Origin of the sequence: Mesorhizobium sp. WSM4307 (assembly GCF_007003945.1) — a bacterium.
Lineage (GTDB): Bacteria > Pseudomonadota > Alphaproteobacteria > Rhizobiales > Rhizobiaceae > Mesorhizobium.
Genome location: NZ_VFTB01000018.1, coordinates 87,595 through 110,626, shown reverse-complemented (window position 1 = coordinate 110,626; position 23,032 = coordinate 87,595). Strand labels below are relative to the sequence as shown.

34 protein-coding genes are annotated in these 23,032 nt (G+C 61.9%); all 34 read right to left on the bottom strand.

From position 1 onward, the window contains the following. Nucleotides 1-20: 20 nt before the first annotated feature. Nucleotides 21-395, bottom strand: coding sequence for a fluoride efflux transporter CrcB (gene crcB, locus FJV83_RS33170; RefSeq protein WP_095775799.1), 375 nt, complete (start codon nt 393-395; stop codon nt 21-23). Between the two features lie 47 nt (nt 396-442). Beyond that, nucleotides 443-2,095, bottom strand: a complete 1,653-nt coding sequence (locus FJV83_RS33165) for a hypothetical protein (protein ID WP_142884632.1) — start codon at nt 2,093-2,095, stop codon at nt 443-445. Between the two features lie 323 nt (nt 2,096-2,418). Then, entirely contained in the window at nt 2,419-3,249 is an 831-nt protein-coding gene (locus tag FJV83_RS33160) for an aspartyl/asparaginyl beta-hydroxylase domain-containing protein (RefSeq protein WP_095775801.1), read from the bottom strand. A gap of 159 nt (nt 3,250-3,408) precedes the next feature. After that, complete coding sequence (locus FJV83_RS37315; protein ID WP_246691949.1) at nt 3,409-4,086, bottom strand: DUF930 domain-containing protein; 678 nt, start codon at nt 4,084-4,086, stop codon at nt 3,409-3,411. Nucleotides 4,087-4,091: 5 nt separating this feature from the next. Continuing rightward, a complete protein-coding gene (locus FJV83_RS33150; protein WP_142884633.1) occupies nt 4,092-5,399 on the bottom strand; it encodes a replication-associated recombination protein A in 1,308 nt (435 codons plus the stop codon). A gap of 41 nt (nt 5,400-5,440) precedes the next feature. After that, the gene (locus FJV83_RS33145) at nt 5,441-6,934 is read right to left on the bottom strand and encodes a DegQ family serine endoprotease (RefSeq protein WP_095775803.1); all 1,494 of its coding nucleotides are present in this window, start codon (nt 6,932-6,934) and stop codon (nt 5,441-5,443) included. Nucleotides 6,935-7,115: 181 nt separating this feature from the next. Continuing rightward, nucleotides 7,116-7,547 (bottom strand): 50S ribosomal protein L17, encoded by a 432-nt coding sequence (gene rplQ, locus FJV83_RS33140; protein ID WP_095775804.1) that lies wholly within the window; start codon nt 7,545-7,547, stop codon nt 7,116-7,118. 104 nt (nt 7,548-7,651) lie between these two features. Beyond that, nucleotides 7,652-8,662, bottom strand: coding sequence for a DNA-directed RNA polymerase subunit alpha (locus FJV83_RS33135; protein WP_006205443.1), 1,011 nt, complete (start codon nt 8,660-8,662; stop codon nt 7,652-7,654). 104 nt (nt 8,663-8,766) lie between these two features. Next, the gene (rpsK, locus tag FJV83_RS33130) at nt 8,767-9,156 is read right to left on the bottom strand and encodes a 30S ribosomal protein S11 (RefSeq protein WP_006205444.1); all 390 of its coding nucleotides are present in this window, start codon (nt 9,154-9,156) and stop codon (nt 8,767-8,769) included. A gap of 140 nt (nt 9,157-9,296) precedes the next feature. Then, the gene (gene rpsM / locus FJV83_RS33125) at nt 9,297-9,665 is read right to left on the bottom strand and encodes a 30S ribosomal protein S13 (protein ID WP_006205445.1); all 369 of its coding nucleotides are present in this window, start codon (nt 9,663-9,665) and stop codon (nt 9,297-9,299) included. 218 nt (nt 9,666-9,883) lie between these two features. Beyond that, a complete protein-coding gene (locus FJV83_RS33120) occupies nt 9,884-10,480 on the bottom strand; it encodes an adenylate kinase (protein WP_142884634.1) in 597 nt (198 codons plus the stop codon). Further along, complete coding sequence (gene secY / locus FJV83_RS33115; RefSeq protein WP_095775806.1) at nt 10,477-11,817, bottom strand: preprotein translocase subunit SecY; 1,341 nt, start codon at nt 11,815-11,817, stop codon at nt 10,477-10,479. Before secY ends, FJV83_RS33120 begins: the two co-directional genes overlap by 4 nt. Nucleotides 11,818-12,011: 194 nt before the next feature. After that, a complete protein-coding gene (rplO, locus tag FJV83_RS33110; protein ID WP_095775807.1) occupies nt 12,012-12,485 on the bottom strand; it encodes a 50S ribosomal protein L15 in 474 nt (157 codons plus the stop codon). 22 nt (nt 12,486-12,507) lie between these two features. Then, nucleotides 12,508-12,705, bottom strand: a complete 198-nt coding sequence (gene rpmD, locus FJV83_RS33105) for a 50S ribosomal protein L30 (protein ID WP_006205449.1) — start codon at nt 12,703-12,705, stop codon at nt 12,508-12,510. Between the two features lie 24 nt (nt 12,706-12,729). Continuing rightward, nucleotides 12,730-13,293, bottom strand: coding sequence for a 30S ribosomal protein S5 (rpsE, locus tag FJV83_RS33100; RefSeq protein WP_032933400.1), 564 nt, complete (start codon nt 13,291-13,293; stop codon nt 12,730-12,732). Nucleotides 13,294-13,369: 76 nt separating this feature from the next. Then, the gene (gene rplR, locus FJV83_RS33095; protein WP_010909284.1) at nt 13,370-13,729 is read right to left on the bottom strand and encodes a 50S ribosomal protein L18; all 360 of its coding nucleotides are present in this window, start codon (nt 13,727-13,729) and stop codon (nt 13,370-13,372) included. Between the two features lie 140 nt (nt 13,730-13,869). Further along, nucleotides 13,870-14,403, bottom strand: coding sequence for a 50S ribosomal protein L6 (gene rplF / locus FJV83_RS33090; protein WP_010909283.1), 534 nt, complete (start codon nt 14,401-14,403; stop codon nt 13,870-13,872). A gap of 87 nt (nt 14,404-14,490) precedes the next feature. Beyond that, a complete protein-coding gene (gene rpsH, locus FJV83_RS33085) occupies nt 14,491-14,889 on the bottom strand; it encodes a 30S ribosomal protein S8 (protein WP_006205453.1) in 399 nt (132 codons plus the stop codon). A gap of 12 nt (nt 14,890-14,901) precedes the next feature. Continuing rightward, the gene (gene rpsN, locus FJV83_RS33080) at nt 14,902-15,207 is read right to left on the bottom strand and encodes a 30S ribosomal protein S14 (protein ID WP_010909282.1); all 306 of its coding nucleotides are present in this window, start codon (nt 15,205-15,207) and stop codon (nt 14,902-14,904) included. 27 nt (nt 15,208-15,234) lie between these two features. Next, nucleotides 15,235-15,813 (bottom strand): 50S ribosomal protein L5, encoded by a 579-nt coding sequence (gene rplE / locus FJV83_RS33075; RefSeq protein ID WP_010909281.1) that lies wholly within the window; start codon nt 15,811-15,813, stop codon nt 15,235-15,237. Continuing rightward, on the bottom strand, nt 15,806-16,120 hold the full coding sequence (gene rplX / locus FJV83_RS33070; protein ID WP_019857966.1) for a 50S ribosomal protein L24: 315 nt from the start codon (nt 16,118-16,120) through the stop codon (nt 15,806-15,808). The genes rplE and rplX overlap by 8 nt, the downstream gene beginning before the upstream one ends. Nucleotides 16,121-16,132: 12 nt before the next feature. Next, the gene (gene rplN, locus FJV83_RS33065; protein ID WP_006205457.1) at nt 16,133-16,501 is read right to left on the bottom strand and encodes a 50S ribosomal protein L14; all 369 of its coding nucleotides are present in this window, start codon (nt 16,499-16,501) and stop codon (nt 16,133-16,135) included. A gap of 84 nt (nt 16,502-16,585) precedes the next feature. Further along, the gene (gene rpsQ, locus FJV83_RS33060; RefSeq protein ID WP_010909280.1) at nt 16,586-16,825 is read right to left on the bottom strand and encodes a 30S ribosomal protein S17; all 240 of its coding nucleotides are present in this window, start codon (nt 16,823-16,825) and stop codon (nt 16,586-16,588) included. Between the two features lie 11 nt (nt 16,826-16,836). Continuing rightward, complete coding sequence (gene rpmC, locus FJV83_RS33055) at nt 16,837-17,037, bottom strand: 50S ribosomal protein L29 (RefSeq protein ID WP_006205459.1); 201 nt, start codon at nt 17,035-17,037, stop codon at nt 16,837-16,839. A gap of 13 nt (nt 17,038-17,050) precedes the next feature. Next, complete coding sequence (gene rplP, locus FJV83_RS33050) at nt 17,051-17,464, bottom strand: 50S ribosomal protein L16 (RefSeq protein ID WP_010909279.1); 414 nt, start codon at nt 17,462-17,464, stop codon at nt 17,051-17,053. 27 nt (nt 17,465-17,491) lie between these two features. Continuing rightward, a complete protein-coding gene (gene rpsC / locus FJV83_RS33045) occupies nt 17,492-18,217 on the bottom strand; it encodes a 30S ribosomal protein S3 (protein ID WP_027028840.1) in 726 nt (241 codons plus the stop codon). Then, on the bottom strand, nt 18,217-18,606 hold the full coding sequence (gene rplV / locus FJV83_RS33040) for a 50S ribosomal protein L22 (RefSeq protein WP_006205462.1): 390 nt from the start codon (nt 18,604-18,606) through the stop codon (nt 18,217-18,219). The genes rpsC and rplV overlap by 1 nt, the downstream gene beginning before the upstream one ends. Nucleotides 18,607-18,608: 2 nt before the next feature. Further along, the gene (rpsS, locus tag FJV83_RS33035) at nt 18,609-18,887 is read right to left on the bottom strand and encodes a 30S ribosomal protein S19 (RefSeq protein ID WP_006205463.1); all 279 of its coding nucleotides are present in this window, start codon (nt 18,885-18,887) and stop codon (nt 18,609-18,611) included. 16 nt (nt 18,888-18,903) lie between these two features. After that, on the bottom strand, nt 18,904-19,737 hold the full coding sequence (gene rplB, locus FJV83_RS33030) for a 50S ribosomal protein L2 (protein ID WP_095775809.1): 834 nt from the start codon (nt 19,735-19,737) through the stop codon (nt 18,904-18,906). A gap of 22 nt (nt 19,738-19,759) precedes the next feature. After that, on the bottom strand, nt 19,760-20,053 hold the full coding sequence (locus FJV83_RS33025) for a 50S ribosomal protein L23 (RefSeq protein ID WP_010909275.1): 294 nt from the start codon (nt 20,051-20,053) through the stop codon (nt 19,760-19,762). Next, nucleotides 20,050-20,670, bottom strand: coding sequence for a 50S ribosomal protein L4 (rplD, locus tag FJV83_RS33020; protein WP_019857964.1), 621 nt, complete (start codon nt 20,668-20,670; stop codon nt 20,050-20,052). The genes FJV83_RS33025 and rplD overlap by 4 nt, the downstream gene beginning before the upstream one ends. Further along, on the bottom strand, nt 20,670-21,398 hold the full coding sequence (gene rplC, locus FJV83_RS33015) for a 50S ribosomal protein L3 (protein ID WP_142884635.1): 729 nt from the start codon (nt 21,396-21,398) through the stop codon (nt 20,670-20,672). The genes rplD and rplC overlap by 1 nt, the downstream gene beginning before the upstream one ends. Nucleotides 21,399-21,459: 61 nt before the next feature. After that, on the bottom strand, nt 21,460-21,768 hold the full coding sequence (rpsJ, locus tag FJV83_RS33010) for a 30S ribosomal protein S10 (protein ID WP_010909272.1): 309 nt from the start codon (nt 21,766-21,768) through the stop codon (nt 21,460-21,462). A 69-nt stretch (nt 21,769-21,837) separates the two neighbouring features. Beyond that, nucleotides 21,838-23,013 carry an elongation factor Tu gene (tuf, locus tag FJV83_RS33005; RefSeq protein ID WP_010909256.1) on the bottom strand — a complete coding sequence of 392 codons (1,176 nt, stop codon included), beginning with the start codon at nt 23,011-23,013 and terminating at the stop codon, nt 21,838-21,840. Nucleotides 23,014-23,032 lie beyond the last annotated feature (19 nt).

Sequence of the window (23,032 nt, the reverse complement as noted above, 5' to 3'; positions counted from 1 at the left end):
CGCTTGGCGCGGCAATAGCATTAAGGCAGGCTTCTTGCGAGCCAAAGACCTAAAAACAGGGCGATGATCGCGCCAATGACACTGGCCAGCGCATATCCAAATGCCGGCAGCGTGGCTCCCCGTTCCCACAGCGTCGCGAAATCGAGCGAAAACGCGGAAAAGGTAGTGAAACCGCCAAGAATGCCGGTGGCGACGAACAGCCTGACTTCGTTCGACCCGCCACGCCGCACCAGGATGGCGATGAACAGGCCCATGGCAAAGGAGCCTACGATGTTGATGGCCATCGTGCCCCAGGGATAATTGGGGCCGACAAGACGCAGCGCGCCCATACTGGTGAGATGGCGAATGCCGGCGCCGATGCCGCCGCCGACGACCACGAGAAGCAGATTGAACATTATGGTCTACTGCCCGTGTCGAGGCGGTGGCGTCAATCCCTTCACCGTCACCATTCAGGCGCTGCCCAGTCCGGATACTTCTTCCTGAATTCAGCGTAGAGGGCGTCGACCTCGGCTTTGCTGACCGGGCGCACCTGTTCGTAGAGATAGCCGGCGACGCCGCCTGACAATTGGTACTGCGCAATGCGCCCGTACGCGGCACCGATACCCTTGCCTTCAAGAATATACTGGTTCGGGAGCGTGACGCAGATCTGCGCGCCCGGTTGCAGATGAGTAACCGGCCGGTCGGTCACGACAACGTATCTGGATTTCAATGCGTCCGGTCGGAACCGGTCACGACTGTCCACCTGGCAAATCCATCCGACATGGGCAACAAGATCCCGTTTCATGCCGAACAACAGGGCGTCGCTCATCACAGGACCCGACGCAAATACCGAAAAGCGGTCCTTCGGTTCCATCCTGTCGACGAGGTCATCGATCAGGCGGCTGTATTCGGCGAGATTGTCGAGGTGAAGGGGAAGCGTGGCTTCCCTGGCGAAGACGAAGCCAACCGGGGACAACAACTGACGGCCGGCTGGAAAAAACGTGCCCAAAAAAGCAAATCCGGCAACAGCGACCATAGCGACGGTCGGCCATCGTGATTTCAGGCCCGGCACGGAGACGATCGAAACAATTGCCTGGGCATAGGCGGGAAAGAGCCAAAGAAACATCGGCAAGGAATGATGACGTTCCGGGTCCTGCGTCCGGATGAAAGCCAGGAAGGCAAGCACCGAGGCCATGGCACAGAACACCGCAAATCTGTTGCGGCGCACAACCGAGATGTGGAGGCCCACCACAATCAACGCCCAGTTCAGATAGCTGAGCCGGGATCCGACGTCACCGAGCTGAGTGACAAAGGTCGTCTTGTATCCGCTGTAAAGGTCAGCGTAGCTGGTTTGCAGAATCTTGGCAATCAACGGCAGCTGGAAGTTCAACGCCGTCGCGGCAATAAGGAAAATCGCGCACGCGCCGCCCAGGGCCGCGTTGCGGAGGGCCGGCAAATCCCGCTCCCTTGCAATCTGCAGCAAACCCAGGAATGCCGCTGACACGGTGATCCCTATGTCCGCATAGGCGTACCAGCGGCGCAGCATGAACGCCAACCACAGGCAGGCGCCGACGGATATTCCGCTCATCACCGGTTCGCGGGTCAGGAATTTGGATTTCCAGAGAAAATAGGTTGCCGCGGTCAAGGCGAGACAGCCGGCAATGTCAGGCATTCCCCGAAGCGTCGGCGCCCAGAATGGCGTGTACAGGAAGGCCGCGATCCATACGGCGATCCAACTACGGGAGGGCGTCTCGGAGACCGCCTCCTGATAGCTTATTCTGCCTATCAAAAGAACCGCCGGAACCAGGTAGACCGCGACTATTCCGGTAACGAAGGAAAGCCTTGAACCGCCAAAAACAAGGTGAAACGGCATCAGGGGCACCAGGATCGCCACGCCGTAATCTTCCGTGGCGATGGAGGTGCCCAATTGGCTCAGCCATTCGAAAGGGCTCTCGACAAGCAGAGCGCCCTGCTGGTTGAACATGTTGAAATAGGCCGCGAAGTCCCAGTAATAGACGGGCTCTTCGAGATTTATGTACGCGGCGCTCAGAGCGGCGCCAGGTAACACGGTGCAGATGTAAGCACCCCAGAATCCGAAGATTTTTTTCCCGATCACCTGAAGCCGCCAACAAAGGAAGAGACGGGTTTGTAGCAGTCTAATTTAAGCTATTTCTAATGCACTCGAAGTGCCGTTCCACCAATCGGGATTACCAAATTCGTATCACGAATTATTGATGACTTGATAAATATGTATACTTAAACGCATGGACATCACAAGCGTCGACGACGCACAGTAATACCGCCGAAGGGACCGCTTCTTCCAAACGGCCGTTCGATATATTATACATATGTGATATACAGAAGCCGTGCGCGCGGCAGAGATAAAATGCATCGCGCCCTGACGCTGCCAGCAGAGCCGGCAGCGTCGACGTTTTCAGGTCAGGTGGTTTCGGCGTTCTTCGGCTTGGTCGAGCCGATCATCTTCCAGTTCTTGTAGAACATCGAATTGATGCGCTCGACGCTGACCGAGACAACCGCGAGCATGCCGGCAATGAGTCTCGGGAACGGGGACGGCCTGATGATGTCCATGAACACGCAGTAGCGGCGGCCGTCATATTCGTTGACCGAACGGTGCAACAGCGTGTCGTCGAAAATGAACTGCGGATTGTCGTACCAGTAGTTCTTGACGTTGCCGCATTCGACGAAGATTTCCGCTTTCACGGGGATCAGGTTGTAGAGGATACGCAGGCTGAGCCGCAGCGGGCCGAAATGCCAGGAAGTCGATTCGCGCTTGCTGAAGACCGAAACGGCGATGGTCTTGATGTATTTGAAATCCTTGTTGAACTCGGCGACGTTGTCGATCCGGTGCTTGCCGTACCACTGGTAGACATACATGCCACGCCGGCCGGCGCCGAAATTGGCGTCGATGTCGGCGATGATCTCATCCTTGCGCGCCTTGAAGATGTCCAGGACCTCATTGACCTCGCGCTGATAATCCTCCGGAAACTGCTCCAGCTTCCACACGCCGGGATTCCGGTAGCAGAGCAGATCGACCAGCAGGTTGAACGGCGACAAGAGCCAGGTGAACAGGCCGTTGCCGAGGAAGTAGCCTGAGAACAGCGCCAGATCCTTCCTGTCGTTGCGCAGCACGTCGATCAGGCCGCAGACGATGAAGATCGTCGTCAGAATGGGGATAAAGTAGAAGCCAAGGGCGAGAAGCGGGATGGCGATGGCGAATTTGCGAAGGGATTTGCGAAGGGCTTTTGTCATTTTTCCACGCGCGGAGCGCGATCCTGTTGCGAATGAGTGTGCCAAATCTCGGCAACGACCACCGCCCGGTCGTGCGCCTTGATAAGGTTTTTTGGGTCGCCGCACAACGCCACGACATCGTGGCCCGGCAGTTGCCTGGTGGAATTTACCAGCCGTCGGTCAATGCACCGCTGGCAAGCTGAGCTCGTCCCATTTCTCCCTGGCCACGGGATCGCCGACCAGGAACTCAAAGCCGATGACGCTTTCGCCGTCCCGCGCGAGCTGGCATTTGAACTTCAGACCATACCAGTTTTTGCGACTGCGGAAAGCCGCGCCGTCCGCGGTGATCGCGGTGCCGCTGATCTTCTCCTCGGCCGTTGCATAAGGCACGACGCGTTCCGGCTCAAAGTCCGCGCGCCATCGCCGGATCTGGTCCATGGCCTCGAGATTGCACAATTGCACCATGCGTTCATCGGAAGCGAAGGTCGCGAGATCTGCGCGCGCCTGCCGGCTGCGCGGATCGGCGAGCGTCTTGGCCGACAGCATTTCGGTCGGCCGAATCATGGTCGGCGCGGTGGGTGGTGTAGATCGAGGAGCGCTCGGCGTTGGCGTTGGTGCGGGCGCTTGTGCCTCGGGTGCTGAAGGCGGTGCTGGCGCCGGCGGCGGCCTTGTCGAGGCCTCGAACTGCTGGGGTGTCAGAATGTCGACCGACACCCGTTCCTCGTCCAGCCGCTTCGGCCGCTTTGGCAGCGGCATGAGCGCCAGCATCGCAGCCAGCAGGGCGTGGAGAGCAACCGAGGTTGAGATGCCCCATGGCGAGGCCTCGCTTCGAAGCGTGACGACCGCCGGGCTGCGCAATCCTATTATTCCCGTTCCTTGCGCAGCTTCGCCCAATAGTCGAGCCGCTTCCTGATGTCGCGCTCGAAACCACGCTCAGGCGGATCGTAGAAGGTCTGGCGGCCAATCTTCTCCGGAAAATAGTCCTGGCCCGAAAAGGCGTCAGGCTCATCATGATCGTAGCGATAGCCGGCGCCGTAATCCTCTTCCTTCATCAGCTTGGTCGGCGCGTTGAGGATATGCTTCGGCGGCAGCAGCGAGCCATGCTGCTTGGCTGCCTGCGTGGCCGCCCTGAAGGCGGTGTAGACGGCATTGGATTTGGGCGCGGTGGCGAGATAGACGGTGGCCTCGGCAAAGGCGAGCTCGCCTTCCGGAGAGCCCAGATAGTCGTAGGCGTCCTTGGCGGCATTGGCGACGACCAGCGCCTGCGGATCGGCTAGGCCGATGTCTTCCATCGCCATGCGCACCAGCCGGCGGCCGAGATAGAGCGGATCCTCGCCGGCGTCGAACATGCGGGCGAGATAGTAGAGTGCCGCGTCGGGATCGGAACCGCGCACCGATTTGTGCAGCGCCGAGATCAGATTGTAGTGGCCGTCCTGGCCCTTGTCGTAGATCGGCGCACGGCGCTGGACGATGCGCCGCAGCCCCTCGGGATCGAATATCTCGCCGGGCTTGGCGGCGCGCCAGACTTCCTCGGCGAGGGTCAGCGATGCGCGGCCGTCGCCGTCGCTCATGCGGATCAGCATGGCGCGGGCCTCGTCGTCGAGCGGCAGCGCCCTGCCCTCCGTCTCCTCCGCCCGCACCATCAGCTTGGCTATGCTCTCCTCGCCGAGCGAATGGAAAACCATGACGCGCGCGCGCGATAACAGAGCCGCGTTGAGCTCGAAGGACGGGTTTTCGGTCGTGGCGCCGACCAGGACCACCGTCCCATCCTCCATGACAGGAAGAAAGGAGTCCTGCTGGGCGCGGTTGAAGCGATGGATCTCGTCGACGAAAAGCAGGGTCTGGCGGCCGTTGGCGCGGCGCAGCTTGGCCGTCTCGAACACTTTCTTCAGGTCGGCAACGCCGGAAAACACCGCCGAAATCTGCTCGAACGCAAGGCTGGTCTCGCCGGCGAGCAGCCTTGCCACCGTGGTCTTGCCGGTCCCCGGCGGCCCCCAGAAGATCATCGAGCCGAGTGAGCCCGAGCCGATCAGCCGGGTCAGTGCGCCGTCGGGGCCGGTCAGATGCTCCTGGCCGACGACCTCACCAAGATTTCTCGGCCGCAGCCTGTCGGCCAGCGGCCGCCCGGGCGCCGCCTTTTCCGGTTCATCGACACTGAACAGATCGGCCATGTACTTCTTTTGGTTTGGAGCGCGATCCCTTCAGATCGAACTCAGTAACGCAACACCTGGCGCAGTATCTGCCCGCCGCGTTCGACGGTAAAGCGCCACCAGCGCGTATCCTGCTGGGCTACCTGCGCCAGCGTCGCGGCGGTATCGATGGTGGTGCCGTTGACCTCGCGCACGATGTCGCCCGGCAGGAAGCCGAAATCGGCGGCCGGCGAATCGCGGTTGATATCGATCACCGTCACGCCCTTGAGATCGGTGCGCAGGCCAAGCTTCTGGGCAAGGCGCGGCGACAGTTCCGCAACCTTGGCGCCCGAGAACGGGCTGCGGCCATGCAACGTCACTTCCGAGGCTTTCGCACCTTCCGGCGCGCGCTCCAGAGCGATGTCCATGGCTGCCTGCTGGCCCTTGGTCAGGATCGCGAAATTCGCCTTGGTGCCGATCGACAGCGTCGCCATGCGGTAGTCCAGCGCCTCGATGCTCTCGACCGGCTTGCCGTTGATCTGCAGCACGACATCGCCCGCTTTCAGCCCGGCCTTTCCGGCAGGACCGGCCGCATCGACCGAAGACACCAACGCACCGGTTGGCTTTTCCATGCCGAGCGATTCGGCGATCTGCGGCGTTACCGCCTCGAACTCGGCGCCGATATAGGGGCGTTCGAAGAAATCGAGGCCGGCCTTGGCGGCATCGGCGAAAGCCCGAACCATGTTGGCGGGAATGGCAAAGCCGATGCCGATCGAGCCGCCGCTGCGGCTGTAGATGGCGGTGTTGATGCCGACCAGCTGGCCGCCCATGTTGATCAGCGCGCCGCCGGAATTGCCGGGATTGATCGCCGCGTCGGTCTGGATGAAATAGCCCGAATCCGAGACGCCGATATGGCTGCGGGCAAGCGCCGAGACGATGCCGCTGGTGGTGGTCTGGCCGACGCCGAAGGGGTTGCCGATGGCCAGCACAAGGTCGCCGACCTCGAGCGCGTCGGAATCACCAATGGCGATGACCGGGAACGGCTTGTCGGATTCGATCTTGAGCACGGCAAGATCGAGCGTCTCGTCCTTGAGCATCACCTTGCTGGTGAATTCGCGCCCGTCGGCGGTCGCCACCTTGACCTCGTCGGCATCCTTGATGACGTGGAAATTGGTGACGATGACACCGCTCGGATCGACAAGCACGCCCGAGCCGAGCGAGGACTGCGCGCGCGGCTGGGCACGGCCGAAAAACTCCTCGAAGAACGGATCGCCTTCAAAAGGCGATGTGACCTTGGCCGTCTGCGAGGCATAGACATTGACCACGGCCGGCGCCGTCTGCTTGACCAGGGGCGCGAACGAAAGCTGCACCTCCTCGCGGCCGAACGGCACGCGCTTGTCAGGCCCCGAAGTGGCGTTCTCGCCTTCGACGCCATGCAACAGATCGGTCAACACATCGGATAGACCGGGATCGGCGGGCTTTGCGGCGTCTTCTGCCAGCGCCTGCCGGACTGCCGGTGCGGCTGCGAACACCATGAAGGCGCAGAGCAGAACAAGGGACAGTCTTTTGGCGCGCATTCGCGAATCCTCCAAGGCAAGTTCGGGCGCATTGTCCCGACGATTGTGCAAAATGAAAGGCTAAGCCGCTGAAATCCGATTATTTTCGCTCCGGCAGATCGTTTAGGTCACGCCTCGGCGCGCGCAGAACATGAAAAAGGGGCCCGCAGGCCCCTTCAATTCATTCCGGAAAGACGTGGCGTTATGCGGCCGCGGCTTCCGTGTCGGTGCCTTCGGCTTCGAGGCGAGCGCGGTCGGCGGCGCCCTTGGCATCCGTGTCGCGATCGACGAACTCGATGACGGCCATCGCGGCGTTGTCGCCGTGACGGAAGCCTGCCTTCATGATGCGCAGATAGCCACCGTTGCGGTTGGCGTAGCGCGGGGCAATGGTGTCGAACAGGCGCTTGACGACGCCTTCATTGCCGATCTGCGCGATCACCTGGCGGCGGGCGTGCAGGTCGCCGCGCTTGCCGAGCGTCACCAGTTTCTCGACGATCGGACGCAGGTCCTTCGCCTTCGGCAGGGTGGTGACGATCTGCTCGTGCTCGAGCAGCGACACGGCGAGGTTGGCGAACATCGACTTGCGATGGCTAATGCTTCGGGCGAAGCGACGGCCTTTGAAACCGTGGCGCATGGCTCAATTCCTTCTTCAGTTGTTCAAGAGGCCACGGCCTCTGATGGTTTTCCGCATGACCGTCGGATCGAGCGGCCCACGCCGCCGATCCTTGGAATTCATGCTCAATATTGATCTTCGTAACGCTTGGCGAGGTCTTCGATGTTTTCCGGCGGCCAGTCCGGCACTTCCATGCCGAGGTGCAGGCCCATCGCCGCGAGCACTTCCTTGATCTCGTTCAGCGACTTGCGGCCGAAGTTCGGGGTGCGCAGCATCTCGGCTTCGGTCTTCTGGATGAGATCGCCGATGTAGACGATGTTGTCGTTCTTCAGGCAGTTGGCCGAACGCACCGAAAGCTCGAGTTCGTCGACCTTCTTGAGCAGCGCCGGGTTGAAGGCGAGCTCGGTGACGGCTTCGGCGGCGACTTCCTTCTGCGGCTCGTCGAAGTTGACGAACAGGCCAAGCTGGTCCTGCAGGATGCGAGCGGCGAAAGCCACCGCGTCCTCGCCCGAAATCGAACCGTCGGTCTCGATGGTCATGGTCAGCTTGTCATAGTCGAGAACCTGGCCCTCGCGGGTGTTCTCGACCTTGTAGGAGACCTTCTTGACCGGCGAATAGAGGCTGTCGACCGGGATCAGGCCGATCGGCGCGTCCTCTGCGCGGTTGCGCTCCGCCGGCACGTAGCCCTTGCCGGTGTCGACGGTGAATTCCATGCGGATTTCAGCGCCCTCGTCCAGCGTGCAGATGACGTGATCGGGGTTGAGGATCTCGACGTCGCCAACCGTCTGGATGTCGCCGGCGAGAACCGCACCCGGTCCCTGCTTGCGCACGACCATGCGCTTGGGGCCATCGCCTTCCATGCGGATGGCGATTTCCTTGATGTTCAAGACGATGTCCGTCACGTCCTCGCGCACGCCGGCGATGGACGAGAATTCATGCAGAACGCCGTCGATCTGCACGGCGGTCACGGCCGCACCGCGCAGCGAAGACAGAAGCACGCGGCGCAGCGCGTTGCCGAGGGTGAGGCCAAAGCCACGCTCGAGCGGCTCGGCGACCAGCGTGGTCAGCGTCTTCTTCTTCGACGAGAACTCGATCTTGTTCGGCTTGATCAGTTCCTGCCAATTTTTCTGGATCATGATGCTTTCCTTCCGTTGACCCGCCACCATCCAATCGTGGCGGGCGACCTGGAATACCGCGGAGGAACGCCCCTGTGAGCGTTCGCGCGGCGTTCGGTAATTTCTTAGACGCGGCGCTTCTTGCGCGGGCGGCAGCCATTGTGCGGGATCGGCGTCACATCACGGATCGAGGTGATGGTGAAGCCCGCCGCCTGCAGGGCGCGCAGCGCCGATTCACGACCGGAGCCTGGTCCGCAGACCTCGACTTCGAGCATGCGCATGCCATGTTCCTGGGCCTTCTTGGCGACGTCCTCGGCAGCCATCTGGGCGGCAAACGGGGTCGACTTGCGCGAACCCTTGAAGCCCTGGGCACCGGCCGACGACCAGGCAATCGAATTGCCCTGCGCGTCGGTGATGGTGATCATCGTGTTGTTGAAGGTCGAATTGACGTGGGCAACGCCCGACGAGATATTCTTGCGTTCGCGACGGCGAACACGAGCGGCTTCCTTGGCCATGGTATTCCTTTCAGTTGATCTCTACACCGCCGTAATGCCAGCGGCTCCACCTGGAAAGCGAGTAGTGAATTGGTGAGTAGTGACGAGGCGCAGGCGTTGACGCTGCTTCTCACTACTCACCACCGACTACTCACTTCAAATTACTTCTTCTTGCCGGCGATCGACTTGGCCGGACCCTTGCGGGTGCGTGCATTGGTGTGCGTACGCTGGCCGCGGACCGGCAGCGAGCGACGGTGACGCAGGCCGCGATAGCAGCCGAGGTCCATGAGACGCTTGATGTTCATCGACACTTCGCGGCGCAGGTCGCCTTCGACCTGATAGTCACGGTCGATGGTCTCGCGGATCTGCAAGACTTCCGCGTCGGTCAGCTGGTTGACGCGACGCTCGGCCGGGATGCCGACCTTGTCGACGATCTCCTGGGCGAACTTCTTGCCAATGCCGTGAATGTACTGAAGCGCGATGACGACGCGCTTGTTGGTCGGAATGTTGACGCCGGCTATACGAGCCATGTTCTTTCCTTCTCCATGTGGGCCGACCAACCTTTCAAACAAGGCAGGCCTGGCGCTGTCAAAGTTGCCCCGCGTCCGGTGGAGGCCGGCCCTTGCGGGAGTTTCCAGTTCAAAGCGACTGCCTTGCCCTTGCGGACAAGCAAAGTTCGCACCTGATAGGAAGACGGGCCGCCATACCGCAGCGGGCCGCCCCCGTCAAGCCTAATCTTTAAATTCCCTTACAGCGCCTCGGCGGCCGCCGTGAGCAGGGCCTCGATCTCGGCGGTCACCGCGTCGATGCTGGCCATGCCGTCGACCGTCTTGAGCTTGCCTTTGGCATAATAATAGCCGGTCAGCGGAGCGGTCTTCTTGTAGTACTCGCGCAGGCGTTCCTCGAACACCGCGGGATTGTCATCCTTGCGCACCGGTTGCCCGGCGGCCTTGGCGTCCTCGGCGCGCTTGACGATGCGGCCGACCAGGGCCCTGTCGTCGACGACCAGTTCGATGACCGTGTCGAGACCGATGCCACGCTGCGAAAGCATCGATTCAACCGCATCGGCCTGCACCAGTGTGCGCGGGTAGCCGTCGAGGATGAATCCCTTGGCGCAGTCGGCCTGGTCGATCCGCTCGGCGACGATGGCGTTGACGATGGCGTCGGACACCAGTTCACCGGCATCCATCACCGCCTTGGCACGCTTGCCGACTTCCGAACCGGCCTGGACGGCGGCACGCAGCATGTCTCCCGTCGAGAGCTGGGGTATGCCGTGTTTGTCTACCAGTCTTTGTGCTTGTGTCCCCTTGCCCGCCCCTGGCGGCCCAAGCAAAATCAACCTCATCTGGCTTTCTTCCCCCCGCGCAGCTTCGACTTCTTGATCAGGCCTTCATACTGATGCGCGATCAGGTGGCCCTGAATCTGCGCAACCGTATCGAGCGTGACACTGACCACGATCAGAAGCGATGTGCCACCAAGGTAGAATGGTACGCCAGTCGCCGAGATCAGGAACTCCGGCAGCAGGCACACCAGCACCAGATAGATGGCGCCGACGACGGTGATGCGGGTGAGAACGTAATCGATGTAGTCGGCGGTGCGCTCGCCCGGACGATAGCCCGGGATGAAGCCCGAATGCTTCTTGAGCTGATCGGCTGTGTCCTTCGGGTTGAAGACAATCGCTGTGTAGAAGAAGGCGAAGAACACGATCATCGCCGCGTAGAACGCCATGTAGAGCGGCTGGCCGTGGCCGAGCGAGGCCAGGATGGTGCTCGCCCAGGCAGGCATGTTTGTGGTCTGCGAGAAGCCGGCGACTGTGGCCGGCAGCAGGAGCAGCGACGAAGCGAAGATCGGCGGGATGACGCCCGACGTGTTGAGCTTCAGCGGCAGATGCGAGGTGTCGCCCTGGAACATGCGGTTGCCGACCTGGCGCTTCGGATACTGGATCAGCAGGCGGCGCTGCGCGCGCTCGAAGAACACGATGAGCGCAATGACGACGATGGCCAGGACGATGATCGCCAGGATGAGGCCGGTCGACAGGGCGCCGGTGCGGCCAAGCTCCAGCGTGCCGGAAATGGCGCGCGGCAGGCCGGCGACAATCCCGGAGAATATGATCAGCGAAATGCCGTTGCCGATGCCGCGGGCGGTGATCTGCTCACCGAGCCACATCAGGAACATGGTGCCACCGACGAGCGTGACCACGGTCGAGATGCGGAAGAACATGCCGGGATCATTGACGATGCCGTTCCCGTTCTCAAGCCCCACCGAAATGCCATAGGCCTGCACGAGTGCCAAAAGCACGGTGCCGTAGCGCGTGTACTGGTTGATGACCTTGCGGCCCTGTTCGCCTTCCTTCTTCAGCGCTTCCAGCGACGGGATGACCGAGGTCATCAGCTGCATGATGATGGAGGCGGAGATGTAAGGCATGATGCCAAGCGCGAAGATCGCCATGCGCTGCACGGCGCCGCCGGCGAACATGTTGAACATGCCAAGCACGCCCTTGCTCTGCGAGGAGAAGGCCTGGGCGAAGGCGTCGGGGTTGATTCCGGGAAGCGGAATGTAGGTGCCGAGGCGGTAGACGAGCAACGCGCCAATGGTGAACCAGATGCGTTTCTTCAGGTCCTCCGCCTTGGCGAAGGCCGAGAAATTCAGATTCGAGGCTAGTTGTTCAGCAGCCGAAGCCATGCCTGATTCTCCGCTTGGTAACGCTTGATGGCCCGTGAGGTCAGGCGGTGCGTTTCACCGAAGCTCACGAGATAAGCTCCGGGCTCTAAACATGCAAGCGGCCGCGTTGACGCGGCCGCTTAATTGAGCAGATCAAAGCGCAATCGTGAGCAAAAACGGGATCCCACTCTTGCCGATCGCGCTTCAAATTGCCGTTACTCGGCAGCTGCCTTTTCCGGCAACTTGACCGAGCCGCCGGCCTTTTCGATCTTCTCGATCGCCGCCTTGGAAGCACCGGCGACGTCGAAGGCAAGCTTGGCCTTCAGTTCACCATCGGACAGTACGCGCACGCCATCCTTGACGCGGCGGATGACGCCGGCGGCGACAAGCGCCTCGGCCGTCACGGTTGCCTTGGCGTCGAGCTTCTTGGCGTCGACGGCTTCCTGGATGCGGGCCAGCGACACGACGACGAAGCTCTTGGCGAAGATGTTGTTGAAGCCACGCTTCGGCAGGCGTCGGTAGAGCGGCATCTGGCCACCCTCGAAGCCGTTGACGGCGACGCCGGAGCGCGCCTTCTGACCCTTGACGCCGCGACCGGCGGTCTTGCCCGAGCCGGAACCGATGCCGCGGCCGAGACGCTTCTTGGAATGCGTCGCGCCGTCCTTGTCACGCAGATCGTTGAGTTTCATCTGAGTTCTCCTGCGCTTTGGCTCAGCCCTCGTCCACGACGCGGACGAGATGCTGAACGGCGGCGATCATGCCGCGCACGGAAGGCGTATCTTCCAGCGTGCGCTGCTTGTGCATCTTGTTGAGGCCGAGGCCGACCAGCGTCGCGCGCTGCTCCTTCGGACGGCGGATCGGCGAACCGATCTGCTCAACGGTGATGGTCTTGGTTGCTTTCTTGGCCATGGTCAAAATCCCTGGTCAGATCGACTATTCTTCAGCCGCAACGGCGGTGCCGCGGCGGGCCTGAAGGGTCGAATACTTGATGCCGCGAGCGGCAGCCACATCCTTGGGATGCATCTGGCTCTTCAGCGCGTCGAACGTGGCGCGAACCATGTTGTAGGGGTTCGACGAACCCATCGACTTGGCGACCACGTCATGCATGCCGAGCGTCTCGAAAACGGCGCGCATCGGGCCGCCGGCGATGATGCCGGTACCCTGCTTGGCGGCGCGCAGCAGAACGCGTCCGGCGCCCCAGCGTCCCTCGACGTCGTGATGCAGCGTACGGCCCGAGCGCAGCGGCACGAAGATCATGTCGCGCTTGGCCGATTCGGTTGCCTTGCGGATGGCTTCCGGCACTTCGCGTGCCTTGCCGTGACCAAAGCCGACGCGGCCTTTCTGGTCGCCGACAACGACGAGTGCGGCGAAGCCGAAGCGACGGCCACCCTTGACGACCTTGGCGACGCGATTGATGTGGACCAGCTTGTCCACCATGCCGTCGTCGCGCTCTTCGCGCTCGCGGCCGCGGCCGCCTTCCCTACGTTCCTGTGCCATATCCTGTTCCTTGTTCTTTTCCGGAAGCACGGGTTGCTGATTGCCGGCGCCGCTTTGGGTCGCCGACGGTGAAAGATTAGAAGCTCAGGCCGCCTTCGCGGGCAGCTTCAGCCAGCGCCTTGACGCGGCCGTGATAGATGTACGGGCCACGGTCGAAGACGACTTCCTTGACGCCGGCCTTGGTGGCGCGCTCGGCGATCAGCTTGCCGATCGCGGCGGCGGCTGCGGTGTCGGCGCCGGTCTTGAGCGAACCCTTGAGGTCCTTCTCGAGCGTCGAAGCGGCGGCGATGGTGTGGCCCTTGGCGTCATCGATCACCTGGACGTAGATGTTCTTCGAGGTGCGGTGAACCGACAGACGCGGACGCTCGCCGGCGACCTTCCTGATCTGTCGGCGAACGCGCTGCGCACGGCGCTGCGTGGATTCCTTGGTACCCATGATGGTCTTCCTTGCCTTCAAAAAACGGGGGCCGCCCTGTGCGGTAGGCGAAAGCGCCTCCCGCGGCCGCTCCCCGCGGCGTTACACTTCCTTGGCTTGGTCCTTTCCGAAAAGCCTGCGACTTTTCAGGACCAGGTCCACTACTTCTTCTTGCCTTCCTTGCGGACGATCTTCTCGCCAGCATAGCGAACGCCCTTGCCCTTGTAGGGCTCCGGACCGCGATATTCGCGGATCTCGGCGGCGACCTGGCCAACCTGCTGCTTGTCGATGCCGGTCACGGTGATTTCCGTCGGCTTCGGCACAGCGATGGTGACACCGGCCGGCGTCTCATAGACGACGTCATGGCTGAAGCCAAGAGCCAGCTGCAGGTTCTTGCCCTGCATGGCGGCGCGATAGCCGACGCCGGTGATCTCGAGCTTCTTCTCGAAGCCGTCCTTGACGCCATGCAGGATGTTGACGATCTGCGTGCGCGACATGCCCCACTTGGAGCGGGCGGTCTTGGTCTGGTCGCGCGGCTGGACAGCGATCTCGCTGCCTTCCATCTTGACCAGGACTTCGTCGTTCACCACGAACTTCAGCTCGCCCTTGGGGCCCTTCGCCGTCACGGTCTGGCCGTTGACGGTCGCGGTCACGCCCTGCGGCAGCGAAACGGGTTTCTTTCCAATACGAGACATTTTGTTGTCCTCGTCACTTCTCTTGTTTCAGGTCTCTGTCTTCGGAACGATCCGAAGACCGGATTCCAATTTGCGGTCGCTGCCAGATCAGAAGATCTGGCAGAGGATCTCGCCGCCGACGTTCTGTTCGCGGGCTTCGTGATCGGCCATCACGCCCTTCGGCGTCGAAAGGATGGCGATGCCGAGGCCGTTGGCGACGTGCGGGATCGACTTGGCCGATACGTAAACGCGGCGGCCCGGCTTCGAGACGCGGGCGATTTCGCGCACGACCGGCGCGCCGTCGAAATACTTCAGCTCGATTTCGATCTCGGACTTGCCGTTATCGAAGTCGGTCTGGCTGTAGTCGCGGATATAGCCTTCAGCCTTCAGCACGTCGAGGACGCGGGTGCGCAGACGCGAGGCCGGCGTCGAGACGCTCGACTTCTTGCGGCCGTAGGCGTTGCGGATGCGGGTCAGCATATCGCCGAGAGGATCGCTCAATGACATGTTATGTCCTCCTTACCAGCTCGACTTGACCAGGCCCGGGATCTGGCCGTTGTTGCCGAGATCACGAAGCGCGATGCGCGATACTTTGAGCTTGCGATAGTAGGCACGCGGACGGCCGGTGACTTCGCAGCGGTTGCGGATGCGGATCTTGGCCGAGTTGCGCGGCAGGGCAGCAAGCTTGAGCTGAGCGCGGAAGCGCTCCTCCATCGGCTTGGACTGATCCATGATGATCGCCTTCAGGGCGGCGCGCTTGGGACCGTACTGGTCGGCAAGCTTGCGGCGCCTGTTGTTCTTCTCGACTGAGCTGGTCTTTGCCATTTCAGATTTTTCCTTTTCTCGCTGCCGTTACTGGCGGAAGGGGAAGTTGAAAGCCTTGAGCAATGCCCTGGCTTCGTCGTCCGTCTTCGCAGTCGTACAAACGATGACGTCCATGCCCCAGATCTGATCAACCTTGTCGTAGTTGATCTCCGGGAACACGATGTGCTCCTTGATGCCCATGGCGTAGTTGCCACGGCCATCGAAGCTCTTGGGGTTCAGTCCGCGGAAGTCGCGGACGCGCGGCAGCGCGATGTTCACGAGGCGGTCGAGGAACTCGTACATGCGTTCCTTGCGTAGCGTGACCTTGGCGCCGATCGGCATGTTCTCGCGGACCTTGAAGCCGGCGATCGAATTGCGGGCGCGGGTGACGACGGCCTTCTGGCCGGCGATCAGCGCCAGGTCTTCGGCCGCGACCGAGGGCTTCTTCGAATCGGCGGTCGCTTCGCCGACACCCATGTTCAGGACGATCTTGTCGAGGCGCGGAACCTGCATGTCGTTGTCGTAGCCGAACTGCTCCTGCAGCGCCTTGCGGATGGTCTCGTTGTAGACCTGCTTCAGACGCGGCGTGTTGGTGGCAGTCGCCTGCTTGCTTTGAGCCTTAGCCATTGATGACTTCTCCCGAGCGCTTGGCGACGCGCACCTTCTTGCCGTCCTTCTGGAAGATGAAACCGACGCGGGTCGGCTTGCCATCCTTGGGGTCGGCCAGCGCGATGTTCGACAGCTGGATCGGCGCTTCCTTGGTGATGATCCCGCCCTCTTGGGACTGGGTCTGCTTCTGGTGACGACGGATCATGTTGACGCCGCGCACCAGCGCGGTGTCATCCTTCGGCTGAACCGAGAGGACTTCGCCCGAACGGCCCTTGTCCTTGCCGGCCAGCACGACGACCTTGTCGCCTTTTCTAATCTTTTGCATTGGTCCGGCTCCTTACAGCACTTCAGGCGCGAGCGAGATGATCTTCATGTGGTTCTTGGCGCGGAGTTCGCGCGGAACCGGTCCGAAGATACGCGTGCCGATCGGCTCTTTCTTGTTGTCGACGAGAACGGCCGCGTTCTTGTCGAAACGGATCACGCTGCCGTCCGGGCGGCGGATGTCCTTGGCCGTGCGTACCACGACCGCCTTCATCACATCGCCCTTCTTAACGCGGCCGCGCGGAATGGCTTCCTTGATGGACACCACGATGATGTCGCCCACGGAAGCGTATTTCCGCTTCGAGCCGCCCAGCACCTTGATGCACATGACACGACGCGCGCCGGAATTATCCGCCACGTCGAGGTTTGTTTGCATCTGAATCATGACTGGCCGCCTTCTTCTTTTCTAACGGGACGGGCTCGAAGCCCCTCCCCGGTCTGTCCAAAATTCGTTGTTTACGCCCAGAGGTCAGGCTTGGTCCGAAGACACGACGATCCAGCGCTTGTCCTTGGAAATCGGCTTCGATTCCTGGATGAACACCTGATCGCCAACCTTGTGGGCGTTGTTCTCGTCGTGCGCCTTGTACTTCTTGGTCATGCGCACGGTCTTCTTCATCACGGGATGCGTGAAGCGCCGTTCGACCTTGACGACAACCGTCTTCTCGTTCTTGTCGCTGACGACGGTGCCCTGCAGAATGCGCTTTGGCATGGTTTTCGTCCTTAAGCCTTCTTGGCCGCGGACTTTTCCGCAGCGATGGTCTTGATACGCGCAATGTCCTTACGAACCTGCCTCACGCGCGCGGTCTTCTCGAGCTGGCCGGTGGCCTTCTGGAAGCGCAGGTTGAACTGCTCCTTCTTCAGGCTGGCCAAGTCGTCGGTCAGCTGGTCCTGGGTCTTGGTCCGGATGTCTTCGGCTTTCATGATCAGCCCGTCCTTATTCTGCGATGCGCTGTACGAAGCGCGTCCTGACCGAGAGCTTGGCCGCGCCGAGACGCAGCGCCTCACGGGCGGTTTCTTCACTGACGCCGTCGATCTCGAACATGATGCGGCCCGGCTTGACGCGCGCCGCCCAGTAGTCGACGGCACCCTTGCCCTTGCCCATGCGGACTTCGGTCGGCTTCGACGTGACCGGCAGATCCGGGAAAATACGGATCCAGACACGGCCAGCACGCTTCATTTCACGAGTGATCGCGCGGCGGGCCGCCTCGATCTCACGCGCGGTGACGCGGTTCGGCTCAAGCGCCTTCAGCCCGAAACCACCGAAATCCAGGTTGGTGCCGCCCTTTGCGGTACCATGGATACGGCCCTTGAACTGCTTGCGGAACTTTGTGCGCTTTGGCTGCAGCATCGTTCTAACTCCAAATTCCTAAATGTCTCAGGCGTTTTCGCGACGACGACCGCGTTCGCGATCACCACCACCGCCATGCGCAGCATCACCCTCGGTCGCGCGACGTTCCGAAGCCATCGGGTCGTGCTCGAGGATCTCGCCCTTGAATACCCAGACCTTGACGCCGCAGATGCCGTACGCCGTATGCGCTTCGGCCGTGCCGTAGTCGACATCGGCGCGCAGCGTGTGCAGCGGCACGCGGCCTTCGCGGTACCACTCCATGCGGGCGATTTCGGCGCCGCCGAGACGGCCCGAGCAGTTGATGCGGATGCCTTCGGCACCGAGGCGCATCGCCGACTGCACGGCGCGCTTCATGGCGCGGCGGAACGCGATGCGGCGCTCGAGCTGCTGGGCGATCGACTGGGCGACCAGGGTCGCGTCGATTTCCGGCTTGCGCACTTCGACGATGTTGAGGTGCGTCTCGGACTTCGTCATCTCCATCAGCTTCTTGCGAAGCTTCTCGATGTCGGCGCCCTTCTTGCCGATGATCAGACCCGGGCGCGCGGCATGGATGGTGACGCGGCACTTCTTGTGCGGGCGCTCGATCACGACCTTGGAGATCGCGGCCTGCTTGAGTTCCTTCTCAAGATACTTGCGGATCTTGATGTCCTCATGCAGCAGCTTGCCGTACTCGCCGGTGTTCGCGAACCAGCGCGAATCCCAGGTTCGGTTGATGCCGAGGCGAAGACCGATCGGATTGACTTTCTGGCCCATTATGCGGCCTCCCCTTTTTCTTCGACTTCACGAACGACGATCGTGAGGTGCGAGAACGGCTTCTCGATGCGGCTGGCGCGACCACGGCCACGAGCGTGGAACCGCTTCATGACGATCGACTTGCCGACATAGGCTTCCGCCACGATCAGCGCATCGACGTCGAGGTCGTGGTTGTTTTCCGCGTTGGCAATCGCCGATTCCAGCGTCTTCTTGACCGTGCCGGAAATCCGCTTGGCCGAGAATTCGAGATCGGAAAGCGCTGTCGCGACCTTCTTGCCGCGGATCAGCGCGGCAACGAGGTTCAGCTTCTGCGGGCTGATACGGATCGTGCGCAACACGGCGCGCGCTTCGTTGTCAGCAAGCCTGCGCGGAGCTTTGGCCTTGCCCATGATTATTTCCTCTTCGCCTTCTTATCCGCGCCGTGACCGTAATAGGTCCGCGTCGGAGCGAATTCACCGAACTTATGACCGACCATGTCCTCGTTCACCGAGACGGGAACATGCTTCTGGCCGTTGTAGACACCGAAGGTGAAGCCGACGAACTGCGGCAGGATGGTGGAGCGACGGCTCCACATCTTGATCACCTCATTGCGACCACCTTCACGGACCTTGTCCACCTTCTTGAGAAGGTAGCCGTCGATGAAGGGGCCTTTCCAAATAGAACGAGTCACTTGGCGTTACCTCTTCTTAGCTCTTGCGCTGATGGCGCGAGCGCAGGATGAACTTGTCGGTCGCCTTGTTGGACCGCGTCTTCTTGCCCTTGGTCGGCTTGCCCCACGGGCTGACCGGATGACGGCCACCGGAGGTACGGCCTTCACCACCGCCGTGCGGATGGTCGACCGGGTTCATGGTCACGCCGCGATTGTGCGGACGCTTGCCGCGCCAAACCGTGCGGCCGGCCTTGCCGTCGTTGATGTTGCCGTGGTCGGGGTTCGACACGGCACCGACGGTGGCCATGCAGGAGCCGTGAACGACACGCTGCTCGCCCGAGTTGAGGCGCAGGATCGCCATACCCTGGTCGCGACCGACGAGCTGGGCGTAACCGCCGGCCGAACGGGCGACCTGGGCTCCCTTGCCCGGCTTCAGCTCGATGTTGTGGACGATCGTGCCGACCGGCATCGAGGCCAGCGGCATCGCATTGCCCGGCTTCACGTCGACCGCTTCGCCAGCCACGATCTTGTCGCCGGCGGCAAGGCGCTGCGGGGCGATGATGTAGGATAGCTCACCATCGTCGTACTTGATCAGCGCGATGAAGGCGGTGCGGTTCGGATCGTATTCAATGCGCTCAACCGTGCCGACGACGTCGAACTTGCGGCGCTTGAAGTCGATGATGCGGTACGAACGCTTGTGACCACCGCCGATGAAGCGGGCGGTGATGCGGCCGTAATTGTTGCGGCCGCCCGACTTGGTCAGGCCCTCGGTCAGACCCTTGACGGGCTTGCCCTTGTAGAGGCCCGAGCGGTCGACGATGACCAGCTGGCGGGTGCTCGGCGTTACCGGGTTGAATTTTTTCAGTGCCATTGTTCTGTCCTCGCGGCCTTGCTCAGAGACCCGTCGCGACGTCGATCGACTGGCCGTCGGCCAGCGTCACAATCGCCTTCTTGACGTCGCTCTGGCGGCCGATCGTGCCGCGGAAGCGCTTGATCTTGCCCTTGCGGACAAGCGTGTTCACGGCCATCACCTTGACGCCGAACAGCGCTTCGACGGCGGCCTTGATTTCCGGCTTCGACGCCTTCTTGGCGACGTTGAAGACGACCTGGTTCTGCTCGGAAGCCATGGTCGACTTTTCGGTGATCGCCGGGCTGACGATCACGTCGTAGTGACGAAGGTCGGTCATTTAAAGCGCTCCTCGAGAGCCTCGACGGCGGCCTTGGAAAGGACCAGCGTGCCGCGGCGCAGAATGTCGTAGACGTTGATGCCCTGGATGGGCAGCACGTCGATGTTGGGAATGTTGGTCGCGGCCAGCTTGAAGTTCTTGTCAAGCTCGGCGCCACCGATCACCAGGGCGTTGCTCAGGCCCAGCGTCGCGAAATTCGCGATCAGCGCCTTGGTCTTGGCCTCGGTCAACTTCAGCTCGTCGATGACGATGATCGACGCGCTCTTGGCCTTGGCCGAGAGAGCGTGCTTCAAGCCCAGGGCGCGCACCTTCTTCGGCAGATCGTGCTCGTGGCTGCGAACGACCGGGCCGTGGGCCTTGCCGCCGCCGCGGAACTGCGGAGCGCGTGCCGAATGGTGACGGGCGCGGCCCGTACCCTTCTGCTTGTACATCTTGGCGCCGGTGCGCGCGATTTCGGCGCGGCCCTTGGCCTTGTGCGTGCCCTGCTGCTTCTTGGCAAGCTGCCAGCGCACGACGCGCTGCAGGATGTCCTCGCGCGGATCAAGGCCGAAAATCTCCTCGGAGAGTTTCACCTTGCCGGCGTCCTTGCCGCCAAGCGTTGTGATCTTGAGATCCATTATTCCGCTCCCTCTGTGGCCGGAGCCTCGTTCTTAGCAGCACTTCCTGCTGCAACTGGGCGGATCGCGGCGGGCTTCGGCGCATTGGCCGGCAGTGCCACCTTGGCCGCATCGCGGACCAGGATCCAGGCGCCCTTCGATCCGGGAACCGCTCCGCGGATCAGGATCAGGCCGCGGTCGGCATCGGTCGAGACGATCTCGACATTCTGCGTCGTCACGCGGGTATCGCCCATGTGGCCGGCCATCTTCTTGCCCTTGAACACCTTGCCGGGGTCCTGGCGCTGGCCGGTCGAACCGTGCGTACGGTGCGAGACCGAGTTACCGTGCGTCGCGCGGCCACCACCCATGTGGTGACGCTTGATGACGCCCTGGAAACCCTTGCCGATCGTCGTGCCCGTCACATCGACCTTCTGGCCGGCGACGAAGTGCTCGACGGTGATCTCGGCGCCGACATCGATCATGTTTTCGGCCGAGACGCGGAACTCGGCAACCTTCGCCTTCGGCTCGACGGAAGCGGTCGCGAAATGGCCGCGCATCGCCTTCGACGTGTTCTTCACCTTGGCGAGGCCAACGCCGAGCTGAACGGCGGTGTAGCCATTCTTCTCCTGCGTGCGCTGTGCCACGACCTGGCAGTTCTCGATCTGGAGAACGGTGACGGGAACATGTTCCCCGGCATCGTTATAGATGCGGGTCATTCCCACCTTCTTTGCAATCACACCTGAACGCATCGGTTCAATTCCTTTAGAGTTCCGGGCCAGGGGCACCGCCCCTTACCGCGCTCTCATTCCCTTAGAGCTTGATCTCGACGTCGACGCCGGCGGCCAGATCGAGCTTCATCAAAGCATCGACGGTCTGCGGGGTCGGATCGACGATGTCGAGCAGACGCTTGTGCGTGCGCATCTCGAACTGCTCGCGGCTCTTCTTGTCGACGTGGGGCGACCGGTTCACCGTGAACTTTTCGATCCGCGTCGGCAGCGGAATGGGGCCGCGGACGTTTGCGCCGGTGCGCTTGGCCGTCGACACGATTTCCTTCGTCGAGGCGTCGAGCACGCGGTGATCAAACGCCTTCAGGCGGATGCGGATATTCTGTCCGTTCATGCGTCACTTCCTTGTTCTGGCGCGGCGCGGGCAACTTCCGCGCCCGCGACAGATCGGTTTAAGTCCAAATTACTCTTTGATGGTGACGACGATGCCGGCACCGACGGTGCGGCCGCCTTCACGGATGGCGAAGCGCAGCTTCTCTTCCATGGCGATCGGCACGATCAGCTCGACATCGACCGTGATGTTGTCGCCAGGCATCACCATCTCGGTGCCGGCCGGCAGCGACACGATGCCGGTCACGTCCGTCGTGCGGAAGTAGAACTGCGGACGGTAGTTGGTGAAGAACGGCGTGTGACGGCCACCTTCGTCCTTGGTCAGGATGTAGGCTTCGGCCACGAACTTCTTGTGCGGCTTCACCGTGCCGGGCTTGGCCAGAACCTGGCCGCGCTCGACGCCTTCACGATCAACGCCGCGCAGCAGCGCGCCGATGTTGTCGCCAGCCTGGCCCTGATCGAGCAGCTTGCGGAACATTTCCACGCCCGTGCAGGTCGTCTTGGTCGTCGGACGGATGCCGATGATCTCCAGCTCCTCGCCGACCTTGACCACGCCGCGCTCGACGCGGCCGGTCACGACCGTGCCACGGCCCGAGATCGAGAACACGTCCTCGATCGGCATCAGGAACGGCTTGTCGAGCGGACGAACCGGGGTCGGGATGTAGGCGTCGACCTGAGCCATCAGCTCGCGGATCGCGTCCTCGCCGATCGTCTTGTTCGAATCCTCCAGCGCGGCCAGCGCCGAACCCTTGACGATCGGAATGTCGTCGCCGGGGAATTCGTTCTTCGACAGAAGCTCGCGAACCTCAAGCTCGACCAGTTCCAAAAGCTCGGCGTCGTCGACCTGGTCGACCTTGTTCAGGAACACCACGATCGACGGCACGCCGACCTGACGGGCAAGCAGGATGTGCTCGCGGGTCTGCGGCATCGGGCCGTCGGCGGCCGACACGACCAGGATCGCGCCGTCCATCTGCGCGGCGCCGGTGATCATGTTCTTCACATAGTCGGCGTGGCCGGGGCAGTCGACGTGGGCGTAGTGGCGGTTGGCCGTCTCGTATTCAACGTGAGCCGTCGAGATGGTGATGCCGCGCGCCTTCTCTTCCGGCGCCGCATCGATCTGGTCGTAGCGCTTGTACTCGCCAAAATACTTCGTGATCGCCGCCGTCAGCGACGTCTTGCCATGGTCAACGTGACCAATCGTGCCGATGTTCACATGAGGCTTAGTGCGCTCGAATTTACCTTTTGCCATGTGATGTCTCCATTTCCTG